The organism is Pantoea sp. B9002 (genome assembly GCF_013385945.1).
Taxonomy (GTDB): domain Bacteria; phylum Pseudomonadota; class Gammaproteobacteria; order Enterobacterales; family Enterobacteriaceae; genus Pantoea.
This window is the reverse complement of the sequence record NZ_JACAPA010000035.1, coordinates 1-15,829: the sequence shown is the minus strand read 5'-3', so window position 1 is coordinate 15,829 and position 15,829 is coordinate 1. Positions and strand designations below refer to the sequence as shown.

The 15,829-nt window shown below is 54.3% G+C and carries 15 protein-coding genes and 1 tRNA gene; 3 read left to right on the top strand and 13 right to left on the bottom strand.

What is annotated here, in order from left to right:
• Window positions 1–20: 20 nt before the first annotated feature.
• The 11 genes from bcsQ to HX773_RS17075 all read right to left on the bottom strand — a co-directional run bounded on the left by bcsQ (window position 21) and on the right by HX773_RS17075 (window position 11,767).
• Complete coding sequence (bcsQ, locus tag HX773_RS17125; protein ID WP_176972532.1) at window positions 21–821, bottom strand: cellulose biosynthesis protein BcsQ; 801 nt, start codon at window positions 819–821, stop codon at window positions 21–23.
• Window positions 812–1,462, bottom strand: coding sequence for a cellulose biosynthesis protein BcsO (gene bcsO, locus HX773_RS17120; RefSeq protein WP_176972531.1), 651 nt, complete (start codon window positions 1,460–1,462; stop codon window positions 812–814). The genes bcsQ and bcsO overlap by 10 nt, the downstream gene beginning before the upstream one ends.
• 476 nt (window positions 1,463–1,938) lie before the next feature.
• Complete coding sequence (dppF, locus tag HX773_RS17115; protein ID WP_176972530.1) at window positions 1,939–2,946, bottom strand: dipeptide ABC transporter ATP-binding subunit DppF; 1,008 nt, start codon at window positions 2,944–2,946, stop codon at window positions 1,939–1,941.
• The gene (gene dppD, locus HX773_RS17110; protein WP_176972529.1) at window positions 2,936–3,922 is read right to left on the bottom strand and encodes a dipeptide ABC transporter ATP-binding protein; all 987 of its coding nucleotides are present in this window, start codon (window positions 3,920–3,922) and stop codon (window positions 2,936–2,938) included. The genes dppF and dppD overlap by 11 nt, the downstream gene beginning before the upstream one ends.
• A gap of 12 nt (window positions 3,923–3,934) precedes the next feature.
• Window positions 3,935–4,837: a dipeptide ABC transporter permease DppC gene (dppC, locus tag HX773_RS17105; RefSeq protein WP_061719333.1), complete on the bottom strand. Its 903-nt coding sequence runs from the start codon at window positions 4,835–4,837 to the stop codon at window positions 3,935–3,937.
• A gap of 9 nt (window positions 4,838–4,846) precedes the next feature.
• Window positions 4,847–5,866 carry a dipeptide ABC transporter permease DppB gene (gene dppB, locus HX773_RS17100; RefSeq protein ID WP_064738208.1) on the bottom strand — a complete coding sequence of 340 codons (1,020 nt, stop codon included), beginning with the start codon at window positions 5,864–5,866 and terminating at the stop codon, window positions 4,847–4,849.
• Between the two features lie 199 nt (window positions 5,867–6,065).
• The gene (gene dppA / locus HX773_RS17095; RefSeq protein WP_176972528.1) at window positions 6,066–7,676 is read right to left on the bottom strand and encodes a dipeptide ABC transporter periplasmic-binding protein DppA; all 1,611 of its coding nucleotides are present in this window, start codon (window positions 7,674–7,676) and stop codon (window positions 6,066–6,068) included.
• A 957-nt stretch (window positions 7,677–8,633) separates the two neighbouring features.
• Window positions 8,634–8,710, bottom strand: a tRNA-Pro gene (locus HX773_RS17090).
• A 103-nt stretch (window positions 8,711–8,813) separates the two neighbouring features.
• Complete coding sequence (gene eptB / locus HX773_RS17085; protein WP_176972527.1) at window positions 8,814–10,505, bottom strand: kdo(2)-lipid A phosphoethanolamine 7''-transferase; 1,692 nt, start codon at window positions 10,503–10,505, stop codon at window positions 8,814–8,816.
• Between the two features lie 269 nt (window positions 10,506–10,774).
• A complete protein-coding gene (locus tag HX773_RS17080) occupies window positions 10,775–11,203 on the bottom strand; it encodes an organic hydroperoxide resistance protein (protein ID WP_176972526.1) in 429 nt (142 codons plus the stop codon).
• Window positions 11,204–11,302: 99 nt separating this feature from the next.
• Window positions 11,303–11,767, bottom strand: a complete 465-nt coding sequence (locus tag HX773_RS17075) for a MarR family winged helix-turn-helix transcriptional regulator (RefSeq protein WP_176972525.1) — start codon at window positions 11,765–11,767, stop codon at window positions 11,303–11,305.
• A 62-nt stretch (window positions 11,768–11,829) separates the two neighbouring features.
• Here HX773_RS17075 and HX773_RS17070 point away from each other — a divergent pair, with 62 nt between their 5' ends.
• Window positions 11,830–12,423 carry an HD domain-containing protein gene (locus HX773_RS17070; protein WP_176972524.1) on the top strand — a complete coding sequence of 198 codons (594 nt, stop codon included), beginning with the start codon at window positions 11,830–11,832 and terminating at the stop codon, window positions 12,421–12,423.
• Window positions 12,424–12,466: 43 nt separating this feature from the next.
• On the opposite strand, the gene HX773_RS17065 is transcribed toward HX773_RS17070, so the two are convergent.
• Entirely contained in the window at window positions 12,467–12,763 is a 297-nt protein-coding gene (locus HX773_RS17065; RefSeq protein ID WP_176972523.1) for an HTH-type transcriptional regulator, read from the bottom strand.
• 247 nt (window positions 12,764–13,010) lie between these two features.
• A complete protein-coding gene (locus tag HX773_RS26175) occupies window positions 13,011–13,103 on the bottom strand; it encodes a hypothetical protein (RefSeq protein WP_176972522.1) in 93 nt (30 codons plus the stop codon).
• A 188-nt stretch (window positions 13,104–13,291) separates the two neighbouring features.
• On the opposite strand from HX773_RS26175, the gene HX773_RS17055 reads away from it, so the two are divergent.
• Together HX773_RS17055 and HX773_RS17050 are read left to right on the top strand one after the other, a co-directional pair.
• A complete protein-coding gene (locus HX773_RS17055; RefSeq protein WP_176972521.1) occupies window positions 13,292–14,890 on the top strand; it encodes a gamma-glutamyltransferase family protein in 1,599 nt (532 codons plus the stop codon).
• 175 nt (window positions 14,891–15,065) lie between these two features.
• Window positions 15,066–15,779, top strand: a complete 714-nt coding sequence (locus HX773_RS17050) for a DUF3053 domain-containing protein (protein WP_176972520.1) — start codon at window positions 15,066–15,068, stop codon at window positions 15,777–15,779.
• The last annotated feature ends 50 nt before the right edge of the window (window positions 15,780–15,829 follow it).

The window sequence follows — 15,829 nt, the reverse complement described above, 5'->3', positions numbered from 1 at the left end:
GGCCGGAGACGGCCTCATTATTAATAGTGGCTGCGAATAGGTGCCTGAACTTCGCCGTTACCCACGGTGATATTCAGGATATTGGCTACGCGTTTTGCCACTAATTCGATATCAAACGCAGCTGCAGACGCTGGGCTGAAATCATAAACCGACTGTTGCGAGGCATTGGCTTCCGCGACGCTTTCATCACGATGTACCACGCCTAATAAGTTCTCACCCAGACGCTGCTGCATAAAAGCGGTGACTTCACGGCTAATATTGCGGCGGTTATCGCTCTGGTTAAGCACAAAATAGTGACCACGTTTATTATTCAGCGGTCGACCGATCATGCGGTCATTTTCAATTTGCGGCAGCAACGAGACCGATGCGGTATCCGCTAACATCACCACTAAATGCATATCGGCAAGTGCCTGCATTGCTTTAAGTGCCGGGCCCGGACCGGGAGGAAAATCAGCGATAATTACCAGTCCCGGATAATTCAGTACCGTATCCAGCCCGCGTTTCAGGAAATGCGGATCTTTTACCAGGTTCTCTTCAAAGCGTTCACGCTGCTCTTCGCTGACCTCGCCATACGGCATGACGAAAATATTGCCGCCGGTGGTCAGAATCGATTGGCTCCAGTCAGCCTGATCTTCAGAACGTGCCACAAAACCGCGACCATCGTTCAGCGGTACACCGAAATGCAGGCGCAAGGCGTTCTGAACATCGAAATCGATTGCCAATACCTTGCTGCCAGCGCGAGCCAGACTCCACGCAAGGTTGGCCGCCATGGTGGTTTTCCCTACTCCCCCTTTTGGCGAGCACACACAAACTAACGGCATAGCGCAATCTTCTCCAGTAGCGGTTTTAACGGTGTTTCTTTTGACAGGTTAGCCGGCTCGGCTGGACGCGAGCGGAACAGCGCACCAAAGCGAGACGGTGCGGGCGCAGCCGGACGTGCCGGTTCAACCGAAGCGGCAAAGGTTGCCACAGGCGCTGGCGCTGCCGGTGCAGGCGCGGCAACAGTAGCGGGATGAGCGGCTGGCGCGGCGGCAGGTTTTGCCGGTGGAAACAGTGAGGTTGTCGCCTGGCGCTCGACCAGCGTGGCTTTCGGCGCTAATGGCGTGGCAGAGGACAGCGGCTTAGCCGACGGCGCGGGCGGAAACAGCGATGAGCCGCTCTCCGGTTGGGTGGCGGCAGGTGCGTTCAGGCTTTCGAGAATCGATGCGCGCGCCGGGCTGGCTGGTGCAGCCTGTGCCAGTTCCGGCGGTGCGCTGAATTCATCCCCGCGAATCGGCTGCGGTTGCGGCATGTCGATGCGCTGACCGCTGCCTAATTCAGGCTCTTGATCGGTGGTCAATTGACGCAGTAACGCCCACTGACTTTGATCGGCTTCCTGCGATTGACCGGACATATCCTTAAAAGCGATGTCAAGCGTCTGCGTTTTCTCTTTAAAACGCTGCAGATCGTCGTAATTCTTCATGATCAGAGCCTGTAAAAGCGGGAGGGAATTTTCCGCGAATATATCACACACATTAAAAGACGGTGAGACAAATCTGATTACTAAAACAGCGCATTCAATAAAAGAATTCTATCTTTAAGATTGAAAAAGCGGGAATGCAAGAAGCGTGCAATTATTTATTGACGGGGATTAATTAGTATCCATTAACTGAAATACAGAGGCAGGGAATTTTAACCTAAGCTACTGAAAAACCTCTACTGCGCTGCAAGTTATGGATTTTATTCCCTTGAAATGTTGCTCACGAAATCCTGACGAAAATAAGAATTTGCCTTTACGTTTTATATCTTAATCAGGACCAATTGTTCACAGATGCAGTGACGTAATGCTTTTGGCAGGGCTTTAGCGGTAACACTTTTTGTCGTTAATTTATCTCATGTATTAATCGGCAAAAAGAAAGGCTCCCAAAGGAGCCTTGATTCATTTATGGCGGTAATTTATTACGCGCCCACCGGCTGATTTTCATCCTGATCAACCGCGAAGCAGGCGATTTGCTGATCGCCATACTGCTTCAGTTTCGGCTGCAGCTGAACGCAGGTGCCAAAACGACGACGGCAGCGCGCGTTAAACGCACAGCCCGGCGGCGGATTGAGCGGGCTTGGCAGCTCGCCCGTCAGTTTGATGCGCTCGCGGCGATCGTCCGGGTTGAGGCGTGGTGTCGCCGACAGCAGCGCTTGCGTGTAAGGATGACGCGGATTACTGAAGATCGCCTCTTTGCTGCCCTTCTCAACGCAGCGGCCGAGATACATCACCATCACCTCATCGGCGATATGTTCCACCACGGAGAGATCGTGCGAGATGAAGACGTAGGACAAGCCTAAATCCTGCTGCAAATCCATCATCAGATTCAGCACCTGCGCACGCACCGACACGTCGAGCGCGGAGACCGGCTCATCGGCGATCAGCACATCAGGATCGAGCATCAAACCACGCGCGATAGCGATACGCTGACGCTGACCGCCCGAGAACATGTGCGGATAGCGATCGTAATGCTCGGTTTTCAGGCCAACCTTCGCCATCATCTCCAGCGTTTTTTCCTTGCGCTCCGCTTTGGTCAGCGAGGTGTTGATCACCAGCGGCTCTTCCAGAATCTGGCTGATTTTCTTACGCGGATTAAGCGAGCCGTACGGGTTCTGGAACACGATCTGGATTTTCTGGCGACGCAGTTTCTGCGCCTGCGGATCGTGTTTTAACAGATCCTGACCGTGCCAGAACAGCTGGCCTTCGGTCGGGGTTTCAATCATCGTCAGCAAGCGGCCCAGCGTGGATTTACCACAGCCGGACTCGCCCACCACCGCCAGCGTTTTGCCGCGTTCGAGGTTGAACGAGACGCCATCCAGCGCTTTGACCAGACGTTCCTGGCCAAACAGACCTTTCTTCACCGGGTAGTGTTTTTTCAGGTCAATCGCCTGCAGCAGGTAATCCTGCTTATCGTTATCAAGACTCATAAGTCGGTCTCCCGGCATCATCCAGTGGGAAGTGACATTTGGCCTGACGGCCAGGAATGTCGCGCAGCTCCGGCTCTTCGCGGCGGCAGCGATCGGTCACATACGGGCAGCGCGGATTTAACAGGCAGCCGGTTGGACGATCGTATTTACCCGGCACCACGCCAGGCAGCGAGGCCAGACGCGCTTTATCGGCAGCAAACTCCGGCAGCGCGCGCAGCAGCGCTTGCGTGTAGGGATGACGCGGCGCTTTGAAGATATCCACCGCTTTACCGCTCTCCACCACTTGTCCGGCATACATCACGATGATGTGCTGAGCCGCTTCGGCCACCAGCGCCAGATCGTGGGTGATCAGAATCAGCGCCATGTTCTCCTGCTTCTGCAACTCCAGCAGCAGTTCGATAATTTGCGCCTGAATGGTTACGTCGAGCGCGGTGGTTGGCTCATCGGCAATCAACAGTTTCGGTTTGCAGGCAATCGCCATCGCGATCATCACGCGCTGGCTCATCCCGCCCGACAGCTGGTGCGGATAGACATCCAGACGCGAGGCCGCATCCGGAATGCCGACCTGATCGAGCAGATCAATCGCACGCTGACGACGGGTACGTTTGCTGCCGCCCTGATGCACCTTCAGCGCTTCCATGATCTGGAAACCCACGGTGTAGCACGGGTTTAGGCTGGTCATCGGGTCCTGGAAGATCATCGCTACTTCGGCGCCCACCAACTGGCGGCGCTCTTTTTCGGAGATTTTCTGCAGGTCGCGCTGATTGAATTCCAGTTTCTCGGCCATCACGCGGCCGGGATAATCAATCAGTCCCATAATCGCCAGCGAGCTGACCGATTTACCGGAACCGGATTCCCCGACGATGCCCACCACCTGGCCTTGCTCGACCTGATAGCTGATGCGGTCAACCGCACGGAACGGTGTCTTTTCGTCGCCGAAATGCACCGATAACTTATCTACATTTAATAACGCCATCTCGGTGCCTCTTTACTGCTTGAGTTTCGGGTCGAGTGCATCACGCAAACCATCGCCCATGAGGTTGAATGCCAGAACCGTTAGCAGAATGGTCACTCCAGGGAATGTCACCACCCACCAGGCACTTTGCGCATACTGCAACACGTCGGAGAGCATGGTGCCCCACTCCGGCGTTGGCGGCTGCGCCCCCATACCGAGAAAGCCCAACGCTGCCATATCAAGGATGGCGTTGGAGAAACCCAATGATGCCTGCACGATCAGCGGTGCCAGGCAGTTAGGCAGAATATTGATGAACATCTGGCGCAGCGTACCGGCACCCGCCACGCTTGAAGCGGTGACGTAGTCGCGGTTAACTTCAACCAGCACGGCGGCACGCGTCAGACGGATATAGTGCGGCAAGGCGACGAAGGTAATCGCCAGCGAGGCATTGACGATCGACGGACCGAAGATCGCCACCAGCACCAAGGCCAGCAGCAGGCTTGGCAGCGCCAGCATGATATCGACCACACGCATAATGATGGCGTCAACCACGCCGCCGAGGTAGCCGGCCATCAGGCCAAATATCACGCCGAGAATCAGCGACAGCACGACGACCATGCAGCCAACCAGCAGCGACAGGCGCGCGCCGTACATCAGGCGCGACAGCACATCGCGGCCCACGTCATCGGTACCGAGGATGTAGCTCCAGCTGCCGCCTTCCTGCCAGACCGGCGGATGCAGCAAGGCATCGCGGAACTGCTCGGCCGGTGCGTGCGGTGCCAGCACATCAGCAAAGATGGCGATTAACAGCATTAGAACGATGTAAACCAGGCCGATAACCGCGCCTTTGTTACGTTTGAAGTAGTGCCAGAATTCCTGCAACGGGGTCATCGGCTTGGGTGCAGCAGTTACGCTTGCGGGATCAACAGCAGACATGATTCCCCCTTATTTCTTATGACGGATACGTGGATTGACCACGCCGTACAACAGATCAACCAGCAGGTTGACCACGATGATCAAAATCGCCACCAGCAGCACGCCGCCCTGCACTACCGGATAGTCACGGCGTTGCAGCGCTTCAATCAGCCAGCGACCGAGTCCCGGCCACGAGAAGATGGTTTCGGTCAGAATCGCACCGGCCAGCAGCGTACCGACCTGCAAACCAATCACGGTGACGACCGGCAGCATGGCGTTACGCAGCGCATGCACCACTATCACACGCATACGCGTCAGGCCTTTGGCGCGCGCGGTGCGGATGTAATCTTCGCCCAGCACTTCCAGCATTGAGGAGCGCGTCATACGCACGATCACCGCCAGCGGAATGGTGCCGAGCACGATGGCAGGCAGAATCATGTGCATCACCGCATCTTTGAAATCGCCCGGTTCACCCCACAGCAGCGTATCAATCAGCATAAAGCCGGTGAGCGGATGGCTGTCGTCGAGGAAGATGATGTCGCTGACGCGTCCGGAGACCGGCGTGAGGTTCCACTGCACCGAGACCAGCATGATCAGCATGATGCCCCACCAGAAAATCGGCATCGAGTAACCGGTGAGCGAGATGCCCACGGCGGTGTGATCGAAGATCGAGCCGCGTTTTACTGCGGCCAGCACGCCAACGGGAATGCCGACAGCTACCGCGAACAACATGGCGCAGATGCCCAGTTCCAGCGTGGCTTTGAAGCGTGGTACGAATTCGTCCCAAACCGGGATGCGGCTTTTCAGCGAGATGCCGAGGTCACCGTGTAAGACGCCGTTGATGTAGGTGATGTATTGCTTCCACATCGGCTGATCGAGGCCAAACTGCGCCATCAATTGCGCGTGACGTTCAGGAGAGATACCGCGTTCGCCGGCCATGATCAGTACCGGATCGCCGGGGATCAAGTGGACAAACGCGAAGGTCAATAATGTGATACCGATGAACGTTGGGATGACAAGGCCCAAACGTCGGAGTATGAATTGCAGCATAAGCCTGGTTCTCTGACATTTCCCACAGCGTTACCGCCGGGGACAACATTGCTCAACAGTCGCAGCCAGCCAAGGGCGGACGCGACGCAAGAAGCGCTTCATTAGTAGAATTTGCCGGAAAAAAAAGAGCGGAATACGGGCGGCGAAGGTGCCGCCCGAGGGCCAGCAATGCTGGCCCTGACCGCGATAATCCGAAAGGTTATTCCTGGATATCGACGTTTTCGAAGTGATGTTTACCTAATGGATCAACCACATAACCAGAGACTTTCTTGCTCACTGGCTCGTATACGGTTGAGTGGGCGATGATCAGCGCTGGAGCCTGGTCATGCATCACTACCTGAGCCTGTTTGTACAGTTCAATACGTTTGTTGTGATCGGCTTCAGCACGCGCTGGCTGAATCAGATCTTCAAACGGCTTGTAGCACCAACGTGAGTAGTTAGAACCGTCTTTCGCCGCTGTGCAGCTGAACAGCGTGGCGAAGAAGTTATCCGGGTCCCCATTATCACCGGTCCAGCCCATCATTACGGTCTGGTGTTCACCGGCTTTCGCACGTTTCAGGTACTCGCCCCATTCGTAGGTGACGATTTTGGCTTTCACGCCAATTTTCGCCCAGTCAGCCTGAACCATTTCCGCCATGCGGCGTGCGTTCGGGTTGTATGGACGCTGAACCGGCATTGCCCACAGGTCGATTGAGAAACCATCCGCCATGCCCGCTTCTTTCAGCAGCGCTTTCGCTTTCTCAGGATCGTAGGCGTAATCTTTGATGTCGTCGTTGTAGCCCCACATGGTTGGTGGGATCAGGTTTTTCGCAGCCTGGCCAGCGCCCTGATAAACGGCATCAATGATGGCTTGTTTGTTCACCGCCATGGTCAGTGCCTGACGCACTTTCACGTTATCCAGCGGCTTTTTCTCGGTGTTGAAAGACAGGTAACCGACGTTCAGACCAGGCTGCTCCATCAGGTTAATTTTGTCGTCTTTCTTCATGCTGGCGATGTCGGCCGGGTTCGGGTACGGCATGACCTGGCACTCACCTTTCTGCAACTTGGCGTAACGCACAGAGGCATCTGGCGTGATGGAGAACACTAAGCGATCAATCTTCGGCTTGGTGCCCCAGAAGTCTGGGTTAGCTTTATACAGAATGCGCGAGTCTTTCTGATACTGCTGCAGTACGAACGGACCGGTGCCCACTGGATTGAGGTCCAGCTTCTCAGGCGTGCCCGCTTTCAGCATGTTGTCGGCATATTCTTTAGAAATGATTGAGGCGAAGTCCATGCCGAGGTCAGCGATGAACGGCGCTTCAGGACGCGTCAGGGTAAAGCGTACGGTGTAATCGTCAACTTTTTCGATTTTGGCGATCAGCTTAGGCATGTCCATGCCTTCGAAGTATTCGTAGCTGCCGCCAGAAACACCGTGATATTTGTTGTTTTTGTCGAGCTGACGCTCGAAGGAGAACACGACGTCATCGGCATTGAAGGTGCGGGTTGGCTTGAAGTCTTTGGTGGTTTGCCATTTCACGCCCTGACGCAGGTGGAAGGTATAAGTTTTACCGTCCGCGCTGACATCCCATTTTTCTGCCAGACCTGGCTGCAGCTCGGTGGTACCGGTTTTGAACTCAACCAGACGGTTGTAGATCGGTACGGAGCTTGCGTCGTAGGTGGTACCCGATGTGAAGAGCTGCGGGTTGAAGCCTTCCGGCGAACCTTCTGAACAATAAACGAGGGTTTTCGCCTGGACACCAGCGGCAACGGTCATAGCAATCAGGCTGAGACCGACCTTCAGCATCCTGGATTTAGCCAGGGAGTTGATCATGTTTTGCTCCATTGTGATGTGATGTTGTGTGCGTCGCCCGACCTCTGATTTTTTTATGCGGTTCGGGCTGGTCAATTAAGAGTAAGCAAAATGTGAGCGGTTATTTTTTTGTGCTGGCACCGTGGAATCTGTCAGACACGTCCTTCTCTACATTTTATTGACGCATCAATTTGTCAACAGTTGCAATGAACGTCAATACAGTGTGGGGTTATTTACACAGAGTGTGAGTAAGTGCAAGCAACGATAAAAAACACCCTTGCGCGCCTAAGCCAAAATTAAAAAAGGTGATAAAGCACTCAATGCCGCGTGATTATCTGGCTATGTAGCCAAATGACAGTGATTATCACCGCTAAAAAACACACAAAACTTATTGGTAAATGTTGAATATCTGAACGATTCTGCGTGCGTTATGACGTTCAGGCAGCGGAATGTGCTAGGGAAATGGCATAAGAAATCAGCATGATGCATAAACCGGTCATAAGAAGAATGTTTCGCGAATTAAGCCTGTTGGTGTGATTTGGCAAGGGATACAGAGAGTAAACTGGGGATATTACTGGTTATTATTGGTTTGACGCGCGGAAGGGTTAAATAGACGGGTTTTGCGGTTCGCTCGGTGCGTTGCTCAGGAAAGGCGGCTCGAACGCAAAGTCGGCGTGAATACGTCCCTGTAGCCTCGGCCGCCGCATCCCTGCGGCGGACGCTTTGCTAACCGAGCCGCCTTCCCATCGCTGATCAGCATTGGTGTGGCGGTAAAAGGCAACGCATCGGAGCCTCATTAAGGATGAGATACAGGGCCGCGGAGTAAAGCTTCCGACGCATGGATGCGTCGGCAGAGCCCACAGGGATGTGTCCACGGCGACTTTACGGAGCGGCCCTGTATTTCAGCCTGATCGGCACAGTGCCCAACAAATTACAGACGAAAAAAAACCTGCTTTTAAAAGCAGGTTTCTTCAAAGATGGTCGGCGAGAGAGGATTCGAACCTCCGACCCACTGGTCCCAAACCAGTTGCGCTACCAAGCTGCGCTACTCGCCGATGGGGGCGCATATTACTGCGCTGCTAAAAAAGCGTCAATGCCTTTTACTGAAAACCCAACTGATCGCCTGGAAAGCAAGCAGTGGTCAGCAACCCCAGAAAATCACAGCGCTTTAGCAGGCGCGGCCGCAGGTGCTGAACACCAGTTGTTTGCGTCTTTAATTCCGCCGTCCGGCGAGGTGTAGCCGAGGCAACCCATAATGGTGTCGAACAGCTCAACATGACGATGGGTTTTACCCACGCGCTGCTGCGCCTGCAAACGCTCGAAGTTGCTGCGGTTGGTTGGATCTTCAAGATACTTATCAGAAGCCCACACCATCATCGGTACACGGAACTGCTCCGGTGGCGCCATCTCGCGCGGCGTGCCATGCAAGTGCATATTCTCGCTGATTGATTCACCGTGATCGGAGGCGTAGAACACAATCGCCTTCTTATCACGCAACTGATCGAGCACGCTATCCAGCATGGTATCAACATACAAAATCGAGTTGTCGTAGGCGTTAATCAACTGCGCTTTACTGCACTTCTCATCAACGCCCATGCATTCGGGCTGATAGCGCGCGAAATCACGCGGATAGCGTTGTGAATAAAGGTAGTGCGAGCCTTTGGTGTGCAGAATCACCACATGCTTGCCTTTCGGGAAGCGCTGTAACGATGCCTGCAACTCCGGCACTAACAGCATGTCATCGACCGCTTTGCCCTGATTACGCTTCTCTGAACCAATCTGCTCGCGGAACGAGAAGTTATTGGTGTCAGCGTTATCGTAGAACCACACTTCGCTCTGCATCGCGAACAGCTCAGAGGTGAAGCCCAGCTCTTTCAACACGGCGAAAACGTTTTGTTCTTTCAACGTGCGGCCCGGATTATCCATGGTGCCGCCTTCGCGCACGAACATGCAGCGCAGCGACAGCTTGGTGGCGGTATCACAAGATTCACCACGGAACGCGACCAGATTCTTCTCTTTCGACAGCTTCGGCGTGGTATCACGATCGTAGCCGAGCATACCCATGTGATCCCAGCGCGTGGTTTCGCCAATTACAAACACCATATAGGTATCGTCGATGCCCGCAGGCGCGACGTAAGTAAACTCTTTTGCCGGATCGAGTAACGCTTTGCCATCCCACTCTTCATCGACTTTGGTCCAGGCAAACAGGCCCAGCGCGGCAATCCAGTTGGATGGCAGATACGAGTGCGCCACCACGCCGCCATAGCTCGGCAGATCGATGTTGGTGATCTCTTCATTCACCTTCTGCAGCTTGTCGAAATAGCGAATCGGCAGCCAGACCAGCGCCACGCTCAGCAGCATAATGGCTACCGGCTTCAGACGTTGCCCAGGCGTTTTAAGTTGTTCAATCAGCGTTTGGCTAAGATTATTGCGCCAGATAAGCAGCAGCGGCAGCGCACTCACCAGCACCATCCACAGCACGAAATGCAGACCAATCACTTCTTTAGAGAGATCGATATCGGTGGTCATCACCGAAGCGATAATGCCGTAACCGATCACCACGTTGAAGAACGCCATGTAATAGGCGGCGGCAACAGAGATGATTACGGTGAGTGTGGCGAGAATGCGGTAAGCCCATTTGCCGCCCAGCGACAGCAAGCGCATCAGGAAGAAAGTCAGCAGCACCGCAGCCATCACTTCCGCCGCTGCAGAGAGCCAATTAGAGATATTGGATTTCGTTAAGAAGCCGTCAAAACGGCGATAAAATATCGGTAAATTCAGTAAGATACCGAGATATAAAGCAAGCAGCAGAGACAGCTTTTGCTGCGTTAAACTTTTAATATAATTCATGAAAATTTTCTATTCCCGACCTGGTGTCGTTGTATCAACCGTTATGTGACTGTTTAAAGACAGCAGAGTTCGCAAAACCGCGGAAAAAGCGTGACGCAACGTACAGGATCGGGACGATTCCGACTGGCGAAAGGGCGATGGCGCGAAGCCGAGCAGTAGAACATTTAACCAATGGTAAGACCAGATAAATTTTCTAATCGAACCGGTTATTGTTTTATTCAGATGTAAAAAAGGCTCCCGCAGGAGCCTTTTATCGTTAACAACATCAATTAGTTGATGATGTTCAGCGTCACGTCGATGTTGCCACGCGTTGCGTTTGAGTATGGGCAAACGATGTGTGCTGCATCTACCAGCTTCTGCGCTTCAGCTGCGTCCATCTCTGGTAGATGAATGTTCAGTTTGGCTTCAATACCGAAACCGTTCGGGATTGGGCCAATGCCAACTTCGCCTTCAATCCACGCATCTTTAGGCATGGTAATTTTGTCGCGGCCAGCCACAAACTTCATCGCGCCGAGGAAACAGGCTGAATAACCTGCAGCAAACAGTTGCTCAGGGTTAGTCACTTCGCCGCCTGCGCCGCCCATCTCTTTTGGCACGCCCAGTTTGACATCCAGCACGTTGTCAGAAGAAGTAGCACGACCATCACGACCGCCGGTAGCTTTAGCTTTTGCAGTGTAAACAACTTTTTCTAAAGACATAATAACCTCATTAATTCGCTATATAATCGCGCACTACTTATTATGCGCAAACCTGAACGTCATCTTTTGGGTTGTCGGGACAGCGACTTCCCCTACTCATTAATTGGCGCGGTAAAGGCTGTCGCGCAACTCGTCTAGCTGACCTTTCAGTGATGCCATCGCCTGATCATCACAGGCTGTGGCGCACTGAATGGCTTCCGGAATACTTTCTGCTTTGTCACGCAACGCACGGCCTTCATCAGTCAGCGTCACCACAACCTGACGCTCATCCTGACGTGAACGCTGGCGACGCAGTAAACCCGCGATCTCCAGACGTTTCAACAGCGGCGTCAGCGTTGCTGAATCAAGAAACAGCTGCTCGCCAATCTCAGAAACCGTCACATCGTCCTGATTCCACAACACCAGCATCACCAGATATTGCGGATAAGTAATCTCCAGCTTTGATAGCAGCTGGCGATAGACTTTGTGCATCGCGAGATTCGCCGAATACAGTGCAAAGCAGAGCTGCTGATCTAACTGAAGTGGCGCCTGCTTCACTTTTTTGTCATCTTGATTACTGTTCATGGGTTTCAATATAAATAGCGCGCTAGATAATTGCAAGCGACTTTTCTCTGGGAGAGTGAAATATGCGAGATTCACTGGAAGAGCAAGCGCGCCGTTATGCCACTGAGGCGCATGCCGCTGCGGGTCAACGTCGCAAATACACTGACGAGCCTTACATTGTGCATCCGGCTGCCGTCGCCGAGTTAGTGCGTAGCGTTACCGATGATGAACAGATGATTGCCGCCGCCTGGCTGCATGACACGGTAGAAGACACGCCCAGCACCATTGACGATATCGAACGCCATTTCGGTCCGCGCGTGGCGGAACTGGTTGATCAACTCACCGACAGTGCGCAGCCTGCGGCGAAAAATCGCGCCGCACGCAAACTGGCACATTTCCGTCATACCGCCGATGCCTCCCCCGAGGCGCAAACCATCAAACTGGCCGACATCATCGATAACACCCGCGCCATCGTGCAGTACGATGCCGACTTTGCACGCGTCTATCTGGTGGAAAAGCAGATTCAGATTCAGCTGTTGCGCGAGGGCGATAGCCATCTGTGGCGGCAGGCGGAGCAGACCATCAAACAAGGACTTGCGCAGTTAGCGCAGCCGCCGCACAGCGTGCCCGAAAGCTGGTTCGTTAAACAGGCAGCAAAGTATGGCGCCATAAATTAAAAAACCCGCCATCAAGGCGGGTTGGATCATCCCCAAAAAGGGATTACTCCAGCAGCTGACGCCCTAAATAAGGGTTGGCCTGCAACAACTTCATCAGTTTGCGCGCCGTAGCGGAAGGACGTGTACGTTGCGCCTCCCAGCTTTTAACTGACGACACGCTGACACCCATCACACGGGCAAATTCGTCAACCTGCATGCCGGTCATCTCGCGTAAACGCTGCGGCTCGGGAACTGTATTCTGATTGATTGAAATTTCTGATACGGATGGCTTCGCGTCACGTGTCAAAACAATCTGCTCAAGGCTGCTGAGCAACTCGACCATGGGATCTTTTAATTCCATAGAGAACTCCTTAAAAACTCACTATGAAGCACGTGAAAATAGAGAGGTAAGCGCCACCAGGCGCTGAAACCGGACGATCAGGCTGTATCCCGAAGCGGTTTAGCATAGTTATTATCAAACCGATGCGGGACACAGCCTGTTGCGCACTGCAAAAGATGTCAGGGCAATGCAACAATAGTTCGGGTTTCTAAGTATGGGCCAGATCCCCGACTTTGCTGCCAGATTCCTGATTATTTTTTATTCTTTCTTATGCCACTTTTCGGTCGTTCATCCTAAGCAATTGACCCGCCTGCACTTGCTGCCCGGCCCGATGATACAGACTATGGATTTTTCCACTCACCAACCGCCAATCTTGAAATGCTGATTAGAGCAAAACGCCTGCTGCGAATGAAAACATTCAATTAAAGTGCCAATTTGTTATCAGCATGAAATATCTGACTTATTATTAAATCCTTGCCCTTCCCGCCCGGAACGCTGCACAGCGCTGCAGCACTCACGCACCAGCATGACGCAGAGAGAGAAAGGTTTATGAGCGATTTGGATTTCACCGTTAGCTACGCCTCACACCGCGTACCGATGATGGGACGCAACGCGGTTGCCACTTCGCAGCCGCTGGCGGCACAGGCCGGCATGCGCATGCTGCAACAGGGCGGCAATGCGGTGGATGCCGCGATTGCCAGCGCGATGGCGCTCACGGTGCTGGAGCCGACCGGCAACGGTTTGGGCAGCGATGCCTTCGCCATCATCTGGGATGGCAAAAAGCTGCATGGTTTGAATGCCTCGGGCCGCTCGCCTGCGGCGTGGAATCCGGAACGCTTTGCCGGACGCGATGCCATGCCGGAAATCGGCTGGGAAGCGGTCACCGTGCCGGGCGCGGTTTCGGCGTGGGTTGAGCTGGCCGAACGTTTTGCTACCCTGCCGCTTACTACGCTGGCGCAACCGGCGATTGAGTATGCGCGCGACGGTTTTCCGGTTTCACCGCTGATTGGTCATCTGTGGCAGCGCGGCTACAACAAGTTGAAAGAGCAGCCCGGCTTCGTCGAGTGCTTTGCGCCCGATGGTCGGCCGCCGCGTGCCGGCGAACTGTTCCGCAATCCAGCGCAAGCCGCAACGCTGCAAAAAATCGCCGAGACGCGCGGTGAAGCCTTCTATCGTGGCGAACTGGCTGAAAAGATGGTGGCGTTTGCTGAACAGCATGGCGCGGCGCTGAGCATGGCCGATCTCAACAATCATCGCGCCGACTGGGTTGATTTGCTGTCGCGCCCTTTTGCGGGGGGATCGGTGCAGGAGTTGCCGCCAAACGGTCAGGGCATCGCCACCTTGATTGCGCTGGGTATTCTCGAACAGTGGGATATTGGCCGCTATGAACCGGATTCAGTGCCGTGGCTGCACCTGTCGATTGAAGCGATGAAGCTGGCGCTGGCCGATCTGGATCGCTACGTCAGCGATTACGACCACCTCGAGTTCCCGGCGGAATTGCTGCTGAGCAATGGCTATTTAAAACAGCGCGCGCAGCTGATTAATCCTGATCAGGCCGGGGATTTTACCTTTGGCGCACCGCAGCAGAGCGGCACAGTGTACCTTTCTACCGCGGATGCCAGCGGCATGATGGTTTCCTTTATACAGTCCAACTTTATGGGCTTCGGTTCTGGCGTGGTGGTGCCGGGCACCGGCATCAGCCTGCAAAACCGGGGCTGCGGTTTCTCACTCGATCCGCAACATCCCAACGTGGTGGCCGGCGGCAAGCGTCCGTTCCACACCATCATTCCGGCGTTTGCCCTCGACGGTGACGGCCAGCCGCTGATGTCGTTTGGTGTGATGGGCGGCACGATGCAGGCACAAGGTCATTTGCAGCTGGCGTTGCGCATCATGCAGCACAAGCAAAACCCGCAGGCGGCGATTGATGCACCGCGCTGGCGCGTTGAGCAGGGACGTTCGGTGGTGGTTGAGCCGGGCATCGACCGTAACGTGCTGGCGAAGCTGCGGGAAATGGGGCATTTGATTGCGCTCGAAGATCCGCTGCTGGGCTATAACTTCGGCGGTGCGCAGGCGATAGTGCGCGATCCACAAGGCTTCTATATCGCCGCCACCGAAAGTCGCAAAGATGGGCAGGCGCTGGTGTTCTGATTTGCTGTATTAAAAAAGGTCACCATGAATGGTGACCCTACGGAATCTGCCATTTCATTACAGGGTGCGCATTTATAAGCATCAGGTAAACAGCGCCCGTTGTACGCGCCAGGCCATTGCACTATCCTTTAGGACCATTCCCATCGAATCGAATTTGCCATAACAGGAGTTAATCATGGCGTCAGGAATTTCCCGCATCTGGATGCGAGTTGGCATGCTGATGGTCAGCACACTCATCGTGCTGCAACTTACGGCGTGTGGCGACAAAGAGGGCGATCAGCGTAAAGCTTTCACTGATTTCCTTCAGAACACGGTGATGCGCAGCGGCGAACATCTGCCAAGCCTGAGTGAAAATCAGAAGCAGACCTTCGGCAACTACGCCAGCGATTACGCCATCCTTTATGGTTTCTCGCAGCAGACCAATCAGGCGATTGAGCAAGGTATGCGTCCGGTGGTGGATGAGTTAGCGGCGATTCGTGTACCGCAGGATTACCTGACGCGTCGCGACAGTCTGCGCCAGGCCAGCGGCAATCTGAGTGTGCTGACCCAGCAGATTCAGAGCGCCAAAATGCAGGCGGACAGCAGCAAAGCCACGCTGAAGCAGCCGGATGACCTGAAGAAAGTGTATGACGCGGCCTACGTCAAAGTCGTGACGCAGCCAGCGAGCACGCTGATTCCGCTGCTGCCACAGCTGCAGGCCCTGAGCCAGGCGGCTGTGCAAACCGGCGACTATCTGCAATCACAAGGCACACGCGTAACCTTTAATGACGGCGGCGTGCAGTTCCCAACGCAGGATCAGGCAACGCAGTACAACACGCTGATGAGCAATCTCTCCAGCAACGCGCAGGCGCTGACGCAAGCGCAAAATGCGGTGCAAGGCGGTTTGTAATTCCGTAAGTTATTTGTTGTGGTCGCCAGGAATGGCGACCCTTATATCTC

What these genes read in the sequence shown, in the direction of transcription:
- bcsQ (WP_176972532.1), bottom strand. Translation starts at nt 821, where the DNA reads ATGCCGTTAGTTTGTGTGTGCTCGCCAAAAGGGGGAGTAGGGAAAACC.
- bcsO (WP_176972531.1), bottom strand. Translation starts at nt 1,462, where the DNA reads ATGAAGAATTACGACGATCTGCAGCGTTTTAAAGAGAAAACGCAGACG.
- dppF (WP_176972530.1), bottom strand. Translation starts at nt 2,946, where the DNA reads ATGAGTCTTGATAACGATAAGCAGGATTACCTGCTGCAGGCGATTGAC.
- dppD (WP_176972529.1), bottom strand. Translation starts at nt 3,922, where the DNA reads ATGGCGTTATTAAATGTAGATAAGTTATCGGTGCATTTCGGCGACGAA.
- dppC (WP_061719333.1), bottom strand. Translation starts at nt 4,837, where the DNA reads ATGTCTGCTGTTGATCCCGCAAGCGTAACTGCTGCACCCAAGCCGATG.
- dppB (WP_064738208.1), bottom strand. Translation starts at nt 5,866, where the DNA reads ATGCTGCAATTCATACTCCGACGTTTGGGCCTTGTCATCCCAACGTTC.
- dppA (WP_176972528.1), bottom strand. Translation starts at nt 7,676, where the DNA reads ATGATCAACTCCCTGGCTAAATCCAGGATGCTGAAGGTCGGTCTCAGC.
- eptB (WP_176972527.1), bottom strand. Translation starts at nt 10,505, where the DNA reads ATGAATTATATTAAAAGTTTAACGCAGCAAAAGCTGTCTCTGCTGCTT.
- HX773_RS17080 (WP_176972526.1), bottom strand. Translation starts at nt 11,203, where the DNA reads ATGTCTTTAGAAAAAGTTGTTTACACTGCAAAAGCTAAAGCTACCGGC.
- HX773_RS17075 (WP_176972525.1), bottom strand. Translation starts at nt 11,767, where the DNA reads ATGAACAGTAATCAAGATGACAAAAAAGTGAAGCAGGCGCCACTTCAG.
- HX773_RS17070 (WP_176972524.1), top strand. Translation starts at nt 11,830, where the DNA reads ATGCGAGATTCACTGGAAGAGCAAGCGCGCCGTTATGCCACTGAGGCG.
- HX773_RS17065 (WP_176972523.1), bottom strand. Translation starts at nt 12,763, where the DNA reads ATGGAATTAAAAGATCCCATGGTCGAGTTGCTCAGCAGCCTTGAGCAG.
- HX773_RS17055 (WP_176972521.1), top strand. Translation starts at nt 13,292, where the DNA reads ATGAGCGATTTGGATTTCACCGTTAGCTACGCCTCACACCGCGTACCG.
- HX773_RS17050 (WP_176972520.1), top strand. Translation starts at nt 15,066, where the DNA reads ATGGCGTCAGGAATTTCCCGCATCTGGATGCGAGTTGGCATGCTGATG.